General features: G+C 64.7%; 19 protein-coding genes. 14 read left to right on the plus strand and 5 right to left on the minus strand.

The window, feature by feature from the left end:
• The 14 genes from nrdJ (at window position 1) to ACFWA7_RS14980 (ending at window position 7,918) form a co-directional block, all read left to right on the plus strand.
• Window positions 1-2,007: a ribonucleoside-triphosphate reductase, adenosylcobalamin-dependent gene (nrdJ, locus tag ACFWA7_RS14915; protein ID WP_385823238.1), complete on the plus strand. Its 2,007-nt coding sequence runs from the start codon at window positions 1-3 to the stop codon at window positions 2,005-2,007.
• Window positions 2,008-2,065: 58 nt separating this feature from the next.
• Complete coding sequence (locus ACFWA7_RS14920; protein ID WP_385823240.1) at window positions 2,066-2,587, plus strand: hypothetical protein; 522 nt, start codon at window positions 2,066-2,068, stop codon at window positions 2,585-2,587.
• 72 nt (window positions 2,588-2,659) lie between these two features.
• Window positions 2,660-2,800, plus strand: a complete 141-nt coding sequence (locus tag ACFWA7_RS14925; RefSeq protein ID WP_385823242.1) for a hypothetical protein — start codon at window positions 2,660-2,662, stop codon at window positions 2,798-2,800.
• Complete coding sequence (thyX, locus tag ACFWA7_RS14930) at window positions 2,797-3,501, plus strand: FAD-dependent thymidylate synthase (protein WP_385823244.1); 705 nt, start codon at window positions 2,797-2,799, stop codon at window positions 3,499-3,501. Before ACFWA7_RS14925 ends, thyX begins: the two co-directional genes overlap by 4 nt.
• Window positions 3,498-3,644, plus strand: coding sequence for a hypothetical protein (locus tag ACFWA7_RS14935; protein WP_385823246.1), 147 nt, complete (start codon window positions 3,498-3,500; stop codon window positions 3,642-3,644). Before thyX ends, ACFWA7_RS14935 begins: the two co-directional genes overlap by 4 nt.
• 133 nt (window positions 3,645-3,777) lie before the next feature.
• Window positions 3,778-4,218 carry a hypothetical protein gene (locus tag ACFWA7_RS14940; protein ID WP_385823249.1) on the plus strand — a complete coding sequence of 147 codons (441 nt, stop codon included), beginning with the start codon at window positions 3,778-3,780 and terminating at the stop codon, window positions 4,216-4,218.
• Window positions 4,208-4,336, plus strand: coding sequence for a hypothetical protein (locus tag ACFWA7_RS14945; RefSeq protein WP_385823251.1), 129 nt, complete (start codon window positions 4,208-4,210; stop codon window positions 4,334-4,336). The genes ACFWA7_RS14940 and ACFWA7_RS14945 overlap by 11 nt, the downstream gene beginning before the upstream one ends.
• Window positions 4,336-4,563: a hypothetical protein gene (locus tag ACFWA7_RS14950; protein WP_385823253.1), complete on the plus strand. Its 228-nt coding sequence runs from the start codon at window positions 4,336-4,338 to the stop codon at window positions 4,561-4,563. The genes ACFWA7_RS14945 and ACFWA7_RS14950 overlap by 1 nt, the downstream gene beginning before the upstream one ends.
• A gap of 36 nt (window positions 4,564-4,599) precedes the next feature.
• Window positions 4,600-6,423 (plus strand): DNA polymerase, encoded by a 1,824-nt coding sequence (locus ACFWA7_RS14955; RefSeq protein ID WP_385823255.1) that lies wholly within the window; start codon window positions 4,600-4,602, stop codon window positions 6,421-6,423.
• Window positions 6,420-6,653, plus strand: a complete 234-nt coding sequence (locus tag ACFWA7_RS14960; protein WP_385823257.1) for a hypothetical protein — start codon at window positions 6,420-6,422, stop codon at window positions 6,651-6,653. The genes ACFWA7_RS14955 and ACFWA7_RS14960 overlap by 4 nt, the downstream gene beginning before the upstream one ends.
• Window positions 6,650-6,838, plus strand: coding sequence for a hypothetical protein (locus tag ACFWA7_RS14965; RefSeq protein ID WP_267842183.1), 189 nt, complete (start codon window positions 6,650-6,652; stop codon window positions 6,836-6,838). The genes ACFWA7_RS14960 and ACFWA7_RS14965 overlap by 4 nt, the downstream gene beginning before the upstream one ends.
• On the plus strand, window positions 6,835-7,086 hold the full coding sequence (locus ACFWA7_RS14970) for a thioredoxin family protein (protein ID WP_385823259.1): 252 nt from the start codon (window positions 6,835-6,837) through the stop codon (window positions 7,084-7,086). The genes ACFWA7_RS14965 and ACFWA7_RS14970 overlap by 4 nt, the downstream gene beginning before the upstream one ends.
• Window positions 7,086-7,490 (plus strand): deoxycytidylate deaminase, encoded by a 405-nt coding sequence (locus ACFWA7_RS14975; protein ID WP_385823261.1) that lies wholly within the window; start codon window positions 7,086-7,088, stop codon window positions 7,488-7,490. The genes ACFWA7_RS14970 and ACFWA7_RS14975 overlap by 1 nt, the downstream gene beginning before the upstream one ends.
• A gap of 50 nt (window positions 7,491-7,540) precedes the next feature.
• The gene (locus ACFWA7_RS14980; RefSeq protein ID WP_385823263.1) at window positions 7,541-7,918 is read left to right on the plus strand and encodes a histone-like nucleoid-structuring protein Lsr2; all 378 of its coding nucleotides are present in this window, start codon (window positions 7,541-7,543) and stop codon (window positions 7,916-7,918) included.
• 59 nt (window positions 7,919-7,977) lie between these two features.
• Here ACFWA7_RS14980 and ACFWA7_RS14985 read toward each other — a convergent pair whose 3' ends face one another.
• The 5 genes from ACFWA7_RS14985 to ACFWA7_RS15005 form a co-directional block, all read right to left on the minus strand.
• Complete coding sequence (locus ACFWA7_RS14985) at window positions 7,978-8,754, minus strand: aldo/keto reductase (RefSeq protein ID WP_385823265.1); 777 nt, start codon at window positions 8,752-8,754, stop codon at window positions 7,978-7,980.
• Window positions 8,751-9,338, minus strand: a complete 588-nt coding sequence (locus ACFWA7_RS14990) for an AAA family ATPase (protein WP_385823267.1) — start codon at window positions 9,336-9,338, stop codon at window positions 8,751-8,753. Before ACFWA7_RS14990 ends, ACFWA7_RS14985 begins: the two co-directional genes overlap by 4 nt.
• Window positions 9,335-9,946 carry an exonuclease domain-containing protein gene (locus ACFWA7_RS14995; protein ID WP_385823269.1) on the minus strand — a complete coding sequence of 204 codons (612 nt, stop codon included), beginning with the start codon at window positions 9,944-9,946 and terminating at the stop codon, window positions 9,335-9,337. Before ACFWA7_RS14995 ends, ACFWA7_RS14990 begins: the two co-directional genes overlap by 4 nt.
• Window positions 9,943-11,157, minus strand: coding sequence for a radical SAM protein (locus tag ACFWA7_RS15000; RefSeq protein WP_385823271.1), 1,215 nt, complete (start codon window positions 11,155-11,157; stop codon window positions 9,943-9,945). The genes ACFWA7_RS14995 and ACFWA7_RS15000 overlap by 4 nt, the downstream gene beginning before the upstream one ends.
• 225 nt (window positions 11,158-11,382) lie before the next feature.
• Window positions 11,383-11,799: a hypothetical protein gene (locus ACFWA7_RS15005; protein WP_385823273.1), complete on the minus strand. Its 417-nt coding sequence runs from the start codon at window positions 11,797-11,799 to the stop codon at window positions 11,383-11,385.
• Window positions 11,800-11,815 lie beyond the last annotated feature (16 nt).

Below are 11,815 nucleotides of genomic sequence, written 5' to 3' on the forward strand. Positions count from 1 at the left end.
TTGTTCCAGACTGAGACCGCCGAAACCGTCTTCCTTCGCACCTACTCCCGCAAGAAGCCCGATGGGAGCCAGGAGTCCTGGTTCGAGACGGTAGAGCGAGTCGTAGACGGAAACCTCGCCCTGGTCGAGCCTCGCTACATCGAGGCCGGCGAGCGCCAGGCCCTCATCGACCTCATCCAGAACTTCAAGTTCCTGCCCGCAGGCCGGCACCTCAAGAGCAGCGGCGTAGCCGACTTCGCGCTGAACAACTGCTGGGCTTCGGGCTGGAACAAGGAGGACCCCGCCGAGCACTTCGAGTTCAGTCTCCTCCGCCTGGCCGAGGGCGGCGGCGTCGGCGCCAACTACAGCAGCCGGTACTTCCACCGCTTCCCGTGCGTGGAGAACCAGGTGTTCGTACACATCGTGTGCGACCCCGCCCATCCGGACTACGAGGAACTGGCCGCGGCCGGACTCATCAGCGACGAGTACGACTACGAATGGGCCGGCGCCTACTCCATCGAAGACAGCCGGGAAGGGTGGGCCTCCACCCTCGCGGACCTGATCCGAACAGCCCACGAGCCCACGATGAAGTACCAGAACCGCGTCTTCGACGTAAGCCGGGTACGAGGCAAGGGCGCACCCTTGCGGAGCTTCGGTGGAACGGCCTCCGGCCCCGAACCCCTCGCCCGGATGATGGTCGAGGTCGGCCAGATCCTCTCCGATGCGGCCGGGTGGCCACTCAGCGGCATGGACGCCATGGCCATCGACCATCAGATCGCGATGGCCATCGTCGCGGGCGGAGTCCGACGATCCGCCCGCATGAGCATCATGAGCTGGGACGACAGCCACATCGAGGAGTTCTTGAAGTGCAAAAGTGCGGACACGGCTGCGATGTGGACGACGAACATCTCCGTCGAGATCGACTCCGCCTTCATGAAGGCCCTGGACGAGAAGCAGCCGCATGCCCAGAAGGTCATGAAGGCGATCACCGATGGAGCCCTTGGGAATGGGGAGCCGGGCTTCTGGAACTCGACGCTGACTGCCGTGGGTGAGGTGGACGGCACCTACACCACCAACCCATGCGGCGAGGCGACATTGACGCCGTGGGAGCCGTGCAACCTCGGATCGGTCAACCTCGGTCAGTTCGTTCATTCGGGGGAGGTTGACCTTCCCGGCCTGGAGGACGCACACCGCCTCGCCACGCGCTATCTCATCCGTGCGACCTTCGCCAAGGTCGCCGACGAGAAGTCCGCGGCAGCCATCAAGAAGTACAGGCGCATCGGTCTCGGCCACCTCGGGTTCGCTGACTACCTGGTGAAGCAGGGCATCAAGTACAGCCGGGCCCCGTACGTCCCGGAAGTGCGGTTCGACCTCCAGCATCTCGCTGAGACCGTGGACCAGGCCGCCGTCGAGTACGCCAACCTGTTGCGCATCCCCGTCCCGATCAAGAAGCGGGTCATCGCTCCGACGGGGACCACGAGCAAGCTCGCCTCGGCCAGTGGCGAGGGCATCCACGCCCCCTTCTCCGACTACTTCCTCAGGCGGATTCGCTTCTCGACCATCGAGCCCACCGAGAAGGCGCAGGTCGAGGCGTACGAGAGGAAGGGGTATCGCACCGAGCCGTGCGTGTATTCCGCCAACACCGTCGTGGTGGAGATCCCGACCGTGGACCCGCTCCTGCCGGCCTACCCGGAGCACGCCGAGTCCTTCGAGCACGCGGGGGAGCTCACTCTCGACCAGATGCTTTCGGTGCAGAAGATGTACCAGGAGCTCTGGGCCGACCAGGCCGTCTCCTACACAGCCTCGGTGAACCCGGAAACCTACTCCGTCGCGGACGTGTACGAGACGCTGCGCGGCTTCCTGCCCGTGCTCAAGGGGACCACCATCTTCCCGGAGATGAGCCGACCGCAGTCGCCGTACGAACGGATCACCCAAGAGCATTACGAGGAGCGCATGTTCGAGATCGGGGAAGTTGTGGCGGACACCGGATATGACGAGGTTTGCGCCTCGGGAGCGTGCCCTATCTGAGAGTTAGATCACGCATCTGCAAGTTGGAATGTGACACTAGAAATGCGAGGATGAAGACATGAGTGAAAGCCCCTTCGGAAGCGGTTCCCCCTGGGATGAAGCCGCCGAGAACACCCCCGCCCCGAACGAGATCAACACGGAGTCGCCTGTGACCACTGCCGCCCCCGCCCCTGCCGCCCACGAGGGCGCCACCCTTTCCTTCAAGGGCGGCGCCGGTTACGACGCCAACCTCCTCGTCCTCCGGGCGCCCACCGTGTCCGACATGGACGCCATGCTCGAAGAGGAGGGAACGGTCATCGCCTCGGTACTCCGGAAGGCGGCCAAGATCCAGGCGTTCAATACCGAGCTGAACACCAAGGGCAAGGGGATCACGACCAAGGCCGCGAGCAAGACCGTCTTCACCGGTGGCCGAGTCCAGCAGGAAGGCGGTAGCGCCGTTGTGAACGACACCTGCCCCCACGGTCGGAAGCACTTCGCGAAGGGTGACTGGGAGGCCATGTTCTGCACCGAACGCGAGAAGTCCGACCAGTGCCCGCCCGCCTTCCTGGATAAGAAGACCGGCAAGTACGTCCAGAAGTAGCAGCCATCAAGGTTGGAATGTGAGATTCGGGGGCCGGGATTCCAGCCCGGCCCCCGCACCCGAGGAGAGCAAGTGCACAACGACACCGGGGGCGAGCAGTGCTACGTGTGCGCCGCCACCTACCCACCGGAGGATCTGGCATCCGTGGACATCGACGGTGTGGAAGAGCTGGCCTGCTACGCCTGCGCGAGTGAGTACGAGGCAGTCGCATGATGCAGTTCAAGAGCGTCATGGATGTGGAGCTCGTCCAGCAGCTCGCTAACGACGACATGGTCTGCATGGCCGCCCGAGTCTCCACCACCGGTGGCACGGTGCAGACCTCGACCCGCGAGAAGAACGCGGGCCTGATCAACTACCTGATGCGCGACCGGCACGGCTCTCCCTTTGAGCACGGCTCGTTCACGTTCCGAATCTCAGCCCCGATCTTCGTCGTCCGCGAGTTCATGAGGCACCGGGCCGGCATGAGCTACAACGAGGAGTCCGGGCGATATCGCGAGCTGGAGCCCGTGTTTTACGTCCCGGCCGGCGACCGCCCCCTGGTCCAGGTCGGCCGCGCCGGAAGGTACGACTTCAAGGCCGGGACCTTCCGCCAGGCGCTCGTCACCGGCGAAGCCCTGCGCATGGCCTACACCGAGGCGTGGACCCAGTACCAGGCCATGCTGAACGAAGGCGTCGCCCGGGAGATCGCCCGCAGCGTCCTGCCGGTCGGAACGTTCTCGACCTTCTACGTCACCTGCAATCCGCGGAGCCTCATGCACTTCCTGTCGCTCCGCACCAAGAGCGACGACGCCACCTTCCAGAGCTTCCCTCAGGTCGAGATTCAGATGGTCGCGGACCAGATGGAAGAGCACTTCAAGACCTGCATGCCGACGACCCACGAGACCTTCGTGCGCAACGGCCGGGTGGCGCCGTGAAGTTTGGCAACGCCCTGGCGGCGGTCCTCCTGGCGCTGGCCGCAGTTAGTTCATTCCTCATCTGGACCAAGGCTCCCTGTGGCCTGTGGGCGTACGCGAAGGCCGGCGACGCCCCCGCCCGCTGCGTCACCCACCTCCGCTGATGGCCGAGCTGGTGAGCCTCCTGGCCTTCTACCAGTGCCACTGCGGAATGTCCTTCGTCCTGGACTACCCCGCCGACGAAACCCCCGAAGAACCCGCAGCCTGCACGGCTTGCGAGATACCTGGAGCCAACGAATGAGCATGTGGACGACCACGAACGCCTTCGAGCGCGAGAACTCCCAGATGGACCTTCTCAACGTCCCCCTGGGCAAGGTGACGATCGAGATCAAGGACGAGAACACCGCGCTGATCACCTCCCTGCGAGACCAGCTCGCCCAGGCCGAGGCGAAGGTGACGGAACTGGTCGACGCCCGGAAGTACTGGACCCAGCGCTACGACGACGAGAAGCGCGCCTCGAAGGACTGGCGAGGCCGGTACGAGGCGGAGCGGGCCCGGAAGACCGAAGGGGCCGGCCACCGCTACGTGCAGCTCGTGAAGCACCTCTCGGACCGCAAGCGCACCCTTCTGGGGGTTGTCGAGCGCGCCCAGCAGGACAAGCGGTGGGCCGACGCCGCGAACGCCCAGGCGCACGTTGATGAGGTTCAGACCGCGCTGCGAGCTGCCGGTGTTCTGTGAGACCTGGGACGAGGTCCCCCTTCACGTCTACGTCCACAACAACATGACCGTCGAACGTCGGGTGGGCCCCCTGACCGAGGAGCCCGAGTTCCCCGCCGTCCTGGAAGGGACCTACTGATGCTCGGAAGGAAGTCTGCGGCCCTGCGGCAGGTCGAGGCGGAGTTGGCGCTGAGTCAGCGAGCGGCCTCGAAACACCACCAGATCGCCCAGCGGCTCGGGCTCTACGCAGACGAGCTGGAACGAGAACTCGACATCGCAGTACGTGAGTACAGCGCGCTCGAAGCGAAGTTTGACGCGCTGATCGCCTCGCGGGATCGAAACCGAAGTACGGAGCCGCCTTTTTGAGCGCTCGAAGTTGGAATGTGACAGTGGGAGTCTTGTGTGAAGGTCATCGACTACAGCCTCAACGGCGACAGCATCCGTATCAACGTCGTTGAGACAGAAGAAGACCTCCCCGACTTCCGGAACTTCGTCATCGCCAACCGGCGTGTACTCGGCTTCGACACGGAGACCGACGGTCTCTCCTGGTGGGAGGACGGCTTCCGAATACGCCTCGCGCAGTTCGGAAACGCTCACGAAAGCTACGTCCTCCCCGTGGAGAGGGGCGGCCTCTTCCAAGAGGACGCGATCAAGGCCGTCGCTTGGGTCCAGAAGCTCGTCATGCAAAACGGCACCTACGACATCCTCTGCATGGACCGGGTGTGGGGTGTCAAGGCCGAAACGGTATTTCCCCGCCTTCTCGACAGCCGCATAGTCGCCCACCTCGTAGACAGCAGGGGCCGCAAAGACGGCGGCGTCGGTCATTCGCTCGAAGAACTCACCCGCCACTACCTCTCCGCAGCCGTGGCCGATGAGGTGAAGAGCAGCATGACCGCCATCGCCAAGGAGTTGAAGGTCAAGAAGGCCGAGGTATGGCCGGTCGTACCGCTGGACCATGAGGGCTTCAACCTCTACGCCGGCATGGACCCTGTACTGGCCTTCCGGCTGGCCCGGAAGCTCAAGCCGCTGATACCGGCCACCGCCAGAAAGCTCGTGGACTACGAGCACCAGCTCGCCGCGGCATGCGCCTACATGGTCCGCAAGGGCATCAAGGCGGACGTGCCGTACATCGAGGCCCGCGCGCACGAACTGGCCCGTACGGAAGTCCACTTCAAGGAGGTGGCCGCGAAGCTTGGGCTGGAGAACATCAACAGCCCGAAGCAGGTGGGGGAGGCGATCATCAGCCGGGGAATCCGGCCGACCGACACCACCCCCACGGGCCAGCCCAAGGTCGATGACCAGCTCCTCAAGGCCCACCTCGGCGACCCCCTGTGTGAGGCGATCTACCAGGGCAAGAAGGCGGCCAAGGCCAAAAGCACCTGGTTCGACAACGCCCTGAACAACCGGGACTCGGGGGATCGGCTGCATGCCGCGATCAACTCGACAGGCTGCCGGACAGCCCGGATGTCCATCAGCGGAGCGATACCGGCCCAGACCTTCCCCTCCAAGGATTCCCTGGTCCGCAGAGGCTTCATAGCGGACCCCGGATACGCGGTCTGCGCCGTCGACTACAAGGCTCAGGAGCTCCGGGTCCTGGCGGCCCTGTCGGGCGACACCGCCATGAAGCGAGCCTTCCGAGAAGGAGCGGACCTCCACCAGATCACCGCGGACTCGGCGGGGGTTGACCGGGCCACGGGAAAGATGGCCGGGTTCCTGACCGTCTACGGCGGCGGCTGGGCTGCCCTGGCCTCCCAAGCCGGGGTCAGCGAGGAGACAGCACGCCGTGCGATCGACGGGTTCTTCGACGCCTTTCCCAGAGTCAGGCAGTACTCCGAAGAGCTACAGAAGGAAGCCCGCCGCAACGGCTACATCACGACCAATACCGGGCGCCGGCTCCAGGTCGATAAGCGGCGGCCGTACGCCGCCCTGAACTACGCGGTACAGAGCGCAAGCCGGGACGTTACCGGTCGCGCAATTCTCCGGCTCCAGAAAGCCGGATACGGGCCCTACTGCCTTCTCCCGGTCCATGACGAAGTGATCTTTCAGTTTCCGGAAGAGCAAGCCTTGAAAGCCACTACCAAGGCCGCCCAGATCATGAAGGAAACCATGAACGGCGTCCTCATCGATACCGATGTATCGGTCTACGGAAAAAGCTGGGGATGCGGTTACATGGCCGCCGGCCAGTACTGCGACCTCTGCGACACCATCCACAAGGAGAACGAATGAGCACCGAGCACGACCCCTTTGACGAACTCGTCGGCGGAATCAGCAAGGAAATCCACGAACGGGTCATCGAAAACACCGGACTCGCGGCTCTGAAGTCAGCCAGGATCGCCGGATCTGTGATCAAGGAGGCAAAGGACTGGGGCGTCCCCAAGGACCTGGCCGAAGTCATGGGCGCCGACGTCTGGCAGCTCCTCATGATCGGCACCCCGGTTGTGGAGGTGACCGAATGAACACCGACCACTTCACCGTCGAAGGCATGGAGAACGGCGGCATCGTCCTCTGGATGAAGGACCGCGACGACCCGATCGCGGAGGGCGGCTGCTCCTGCTGCGGCGACAACGACGTCACTCTCACGGACCTGATGAACGCGGCCAAGACCCACTGGGGCTACAAGGAGAAGGAGGCCGCGGAGTGACCTCGTACCTCCTCCTCTCTTCGCCGGCCTGCGTCCCCTGCCAGCGCATGAAGCCCCTGATCGCCCAGGAATCCATCGCGGCCGACGTGATCGTGTCTGACGTCGTTGCCCCCGACGACCTCTTCGAGGTTCTCGACGTGACCAGCGTCCCGACCCTTCTGGCCATGAAGGACGGTCGCGAGGTCGGCCGCCTGACCGGCCTCAAGAGTCAGGCAGACCTCATCGTGTTCTTCGAGGAAACGAGTTGATGGATGACCGCCCGGACTGGGACACGTACTTCCTCGGGATCGCCGCGGCTGTCGCTGCACGAGGTGATTGTTGCCGCTGCCGTGTCGGATCTGTGGTGGTCGGTCCTGACCGGCGAATCCGCTCTACGGGATACAACGGATCGTATCCAGGTGGCCCGTCGTGTAGCCGTGGAGAATGCCCGCGCTGCCTCTCGGACGTCCCCTCCGGCTCCTCATATCAGGACTGTGTTGAAACCCACGCCGAAGCGAATGCTCTCCTCTACGCGGACTGGGCTGACTGCCAGGGCGCGACGATCTACATAACACGGGCACCGTGCCGTGACTGCATGAAACTGATCCGGTCTGCCGGTATCGAGGAGGTTGTCTACCCGTCCGCCGAAAGGGTGAGTCGTAAGGTGATTTGATGCGCTATCGTGACCGCAAGTATGTGAAGCATGGCGGTTGGGAGCCCCGCATGAAGGTAGTACAGCTAGTTCAGCTTGAGGTCGAGGGCGAGGAGTACGAGGGTCACGTCGAAGACCCGAAGACTGTTGCCCAGATCCAGAAGGCGAGCGACGCCTACGAGAAGGCCCTCGAAGGGCTTCACGCCGTCCTCGAAGAGGCAGGGGTGAACCGCGTTTACCGTGATAGCCCGGCTCCGAAGGTTGCCGTGGGCTCCAAGAAGAAGACCGCCTCTGGTCCTGAAACGTCCGACGTTCGGGCGTGGGCGATCAGCCAGGGCGTGTCCGTTCCCGACCGCGGCCGTCTCAAGGACTGGCTGTACGAGGCGTACGAGAAGAAGGTGTCTGGCGCTGCTCTCAAGGCGTTGGTCGCAGAGCACCAGGGCGACTAGCAGTCACTGAAAACGAGAAGGGCCCCCTCCGCGGAGGGGGCCCTTCTGTGTAGGCGGACTCAGCCCGCAGCGAGGCTGTCAACTAGCTCGCTGAGGTGTCGGGGGTTGCTCGTGCCCGGCATCGGGATGACATGTGGGCCGAGGTCGAGGAGCCACCGGAGAGCCTTCCCGGCCTCTCCGCGCTCTGCGAGCACACCGGTACCCAGAGGCGAGTAGGCCACGAACGGAATACCCAGCTTCCGGCAGTGCTCGACGGTGCTGATGTCGTCCTGCACTTCCAGGCTGAGCTTGTTCTGGACGGCTGCCACCGGAATGACTTCCGTGGCGCGGTCGATCTCGGCCGGCCCGACCTTTGAGAGTCCGATGTGCGCGATCTTTCCCTCGGATCGAAGCTCTGCGAGCGCGCCGACCTGATCCAGGAATGGCACCTCGGGGTCGTTGCGGTGGAGATAGCACAGGTCGAGCTGGTCCACGCCGAGACGCCGCAGGCTGCCTTCCACGGCCGCACGCAGATAGGCCGGACGGCCCAGGGGGGCCCACATGTTGGGGCCGGGCCGAACCATGCCGACCTTCGTGGCGATCAGCAGCTCCGTGTCCAGCCGAGCGGACGCCAGGCAGTCATGGATCAGCTCCTCGACAGTGTGAGGGCCGTAGGCGTCGGCGGTGTCGATGTGCGTGATCCCGTGGACGCGGACGGCCTCCAGGAGAACCATGCTCGGGCCGACGCGATCAGCGGGCATGTGCCAGGAGTCGCGTCCCGCCAGGCGCATGGTGCCAAGGCCAAGGCGGGAGACAGTCCTTCCGGCGATGGTGATGGTGCCGCCTGGAGGCGTCACGCCGCGATCCCGATCGTGATGCGCTTGACCAGCACGGTCACGGCGTCGCCGTTGTAGTCGGCGCTCGTGAGCTTCTTGTGCGGCAGGTTGAGGCTGTGGATCAGGGAGTGCACGTTGCGGTCCACGGCCGCTCGGTACTCCAGGTCGCGGTCTCGGGTGTCGCCCAGCGGGATCGCCGGGTCCAGCACGGTAGCCACGATGTGGTCGTACGTGTCGGCGTGGGCCTTCACCAGGCCCAGGAGCCGGTCTGCGATCTTCGGGTCCGGGTCCTGACCGGAGCGTTCGAGCGCGGCCATGTAGTAGGCGAGCGGGTCGATAGCGGAGCGGTCGATCAGGACGACGTCCGCGTTCAGGGTGGCCTCGGCAACTGCCGCCGCAGAAGCGGCAATGATCCACTCGGTGCACTCAGGCGTCTGCTTCTGGAGCTTCGGGAAGCCGAGCTCGGCGGCCTTCGCAGCGAAGGAAGCAGGGGTGCGGGCCACGGTGAGTCCGGTGGCCCGCAGCTCCATCTCCAGGCGCTTGAGGAGAGTGGTCTTGCCGGTCGAGTGAGTGCCGGTCAGAGCGACCCGGACGGGGGTAGTCACCACAGTGTTTGCTCCTCGTGTTCAGGGGGAGTGGACAGGCCAGGCATGCCGGGCGGTACGGCCTTTGCGGCAAGGTCTTGCCACGAGCCGTAGTGACCGGCGAGGTTGTGCAGCAGCAGAGCGGTGGCGTGGGCGTCGTACCCGGCGCGGTGTCGCGTGCCGGCCACTCCGTCCAAACTGATCCGGGTGTGGGTGATCAATGCATCGAGGCTGAAACCCCTGTGGCCTGCGAGGGTGGCTCGTGCCAGCCGAAGTGTGTCGATCACCCCTGCGGGCTTCCAGGAAGGCATGTGCCGTGTGAGGACGCTGTATTCGACCGTGGCCGAGTGGGCGCAGATCCAGGCGCCGTCCAGTAGCTCCTGTACCTGTTCGGCCACCTCGGACCATGCCGGGGCCTCGGCGGTCATGTCGTTGCTGATGCCATGGATGCGGCTGATCCGCGGGGGGATGGGCGTGGGCGGCTTGATCAGCCAGGAGCGCGTTGCCTCCGGCTGGGGAAGGCCGTCTTGGACGGAAACGGCGGCTACTTCCACGAGGTCGGGCGGGGTTGCTCCGTTGCCCTCCACGTCTACGACGAACAGTGGGCTGGGCCAGGAGGAGAAGTTCACGAGGCGGGGGCTCCTTGCTCCCCTCCGCTCCAGCCGATCTCGGCTCGGCCGTGACGGCGTTCGCGGTGGGGGTGGGCACGGTCATGGACCTGGAAACCGTAGCCGTGCTGCATGAAGTAGCGCGGCTGCTCCTTGAGTCCGGCGGTGATGATCGCCCGCTCGGTGATCTCCACCGGCCCGGTGGCGCCCAGTTCAGCAGCGACCTTGTCAGCGTCACCCTTCGACGGTGCCTTCCACGCTGCCGCGCACAGCCCGAGTTGACGCTTCGGGCAGATGTCGCACAAATCCTTGATGCCGAAGTGGCCGTTGTAGTCGGCCAAGCCGTGGGCGTACGCGACGGCGCAGGAGGTCTTTCGGAAGAGCGGCCCCCAGGGCTCTTCGCTGTCGGCCGGCCGCTGGAACAGGTTGAGGATGCGGTCCTCAAGCTGTTCGGGCATGATCTTGCGGCGAGCGGTGCCGTCGTACGGGGAGGGAAGTTCGTTCTCCTCGTAATAGGCGGAGATTTCGTCGCGGAAGAACAAGCCGGTGAATACCGACGCGTGAGCGTACTGGGATAGCTCCTTGGCCGTCGCCAAGTGCTCGTCCGTATCGTTGAGGCCCGGCACGATGGGTCGCCAGTAGAAGATCGTCCGGTACGACTTCGCGTTGGCGTAGAGCGTTTTGAGGCTGGTGGCGGCGATGTTCGAATCCACCGGTTCGATGCCCGCGTGCTGGATGCCCGAGTAGGTAACCAAGATGGTCACCTTGATGTTCTCGTAGCTGTTGAGGATGGCGCAGTCCTCGGCCGTGACCCTCCACCGCGTGATCACGAGCACGTGATTGGTCAGGCCCTGCTCGTCCAACAGGCGAAGGGTGTTGAAGGTGTGGGGCTTGACGACCGGGAGCATCGGATCGGTCGCCTTGTTGAACACCTGGATCGGGGTGACGTGCGGCCGGAAGTACCGGTGGCTGGTGAGAGCGGCCACGGCCTCTTCGTCCGACATCAGCGCCCGGGGGGCCTTCATGTCGAAGTTCTTGTACAGGTGGCGGATGCAGTAGCCACACTCCAGCGGGCAGCCGATGACGTGGTTCAGCGACAGGCCGGACTTCCGGTACTCAATCGGATCGGCCAGATCCGGCTGGAGAAGCGCGATCTGAGCGGGCGTCATGCGAGGCAGGAACCTGCGGCCGTACGTCGGCAGAGGAACTGCGGCGACCTCGGTTTTGGTCATAGGGTGCTCCTCTTTTTTCGCCCGCACTGCGGGCTGAGCGAAGGGAGTTGATTGGACGGGCTCCAGCCGCGGGGAGGGGTGCGGCCGGAGCCCACCCCGTCCGCTTCCGGTCTGGCAGGAAGGGGGAAAGCGGGCGGGGCTTGGCTCCCAACTCCGCCACGGGGGGAGGCGGAGGCTGACAAGGGAGCCGGTTCCCACGCGGGCCGGATGTCCGCGCAGGAAGCTTTAGGTCGTGAAGGGGCCGTAGTGGCCGAACTGCGCGTAATACAGGGCTGGGGCGATTGCTTCCCACATCTCGTTCTCGGGGTCACTCACTTCCCAGGTGTGGCCGCCAGGATGGAGCAGGAACAGGCCGCAGGGAGTCTCGTTGTCACTCAGCGCGGGGCAGTCGGCCAGCTCTGCGAATGAGTCGGGCTCCTGGTTGCCCATCCAGACGGCCCATACGGCGCTACCCCATTCGCCGTCCCCGAGGACTACCGCCCAGTGTGGGCCGCTACCGCTGTGTTCGAGCTTGCACGTGACCGTTTGCGATTCAACCCGGTCCTGGTGAGCGAGCCAGTACTCGCCCAGCTCGGTCAGTGCGTCGAGAAGCGCGGAGTCGTGGACTACGGACTTCGCTCCGCATACGTAGCGCCCGAGCATCGAGGGGCTCCTAGGG

Source organism: Streptomyces sp. NPDC059994, from assembly GCF_042737755.1.
Lineage (GTDB): Bacteria > Actinomycetota > Actinomycetes > Streptomycetales > Streptomycetaceae > Streptomyces.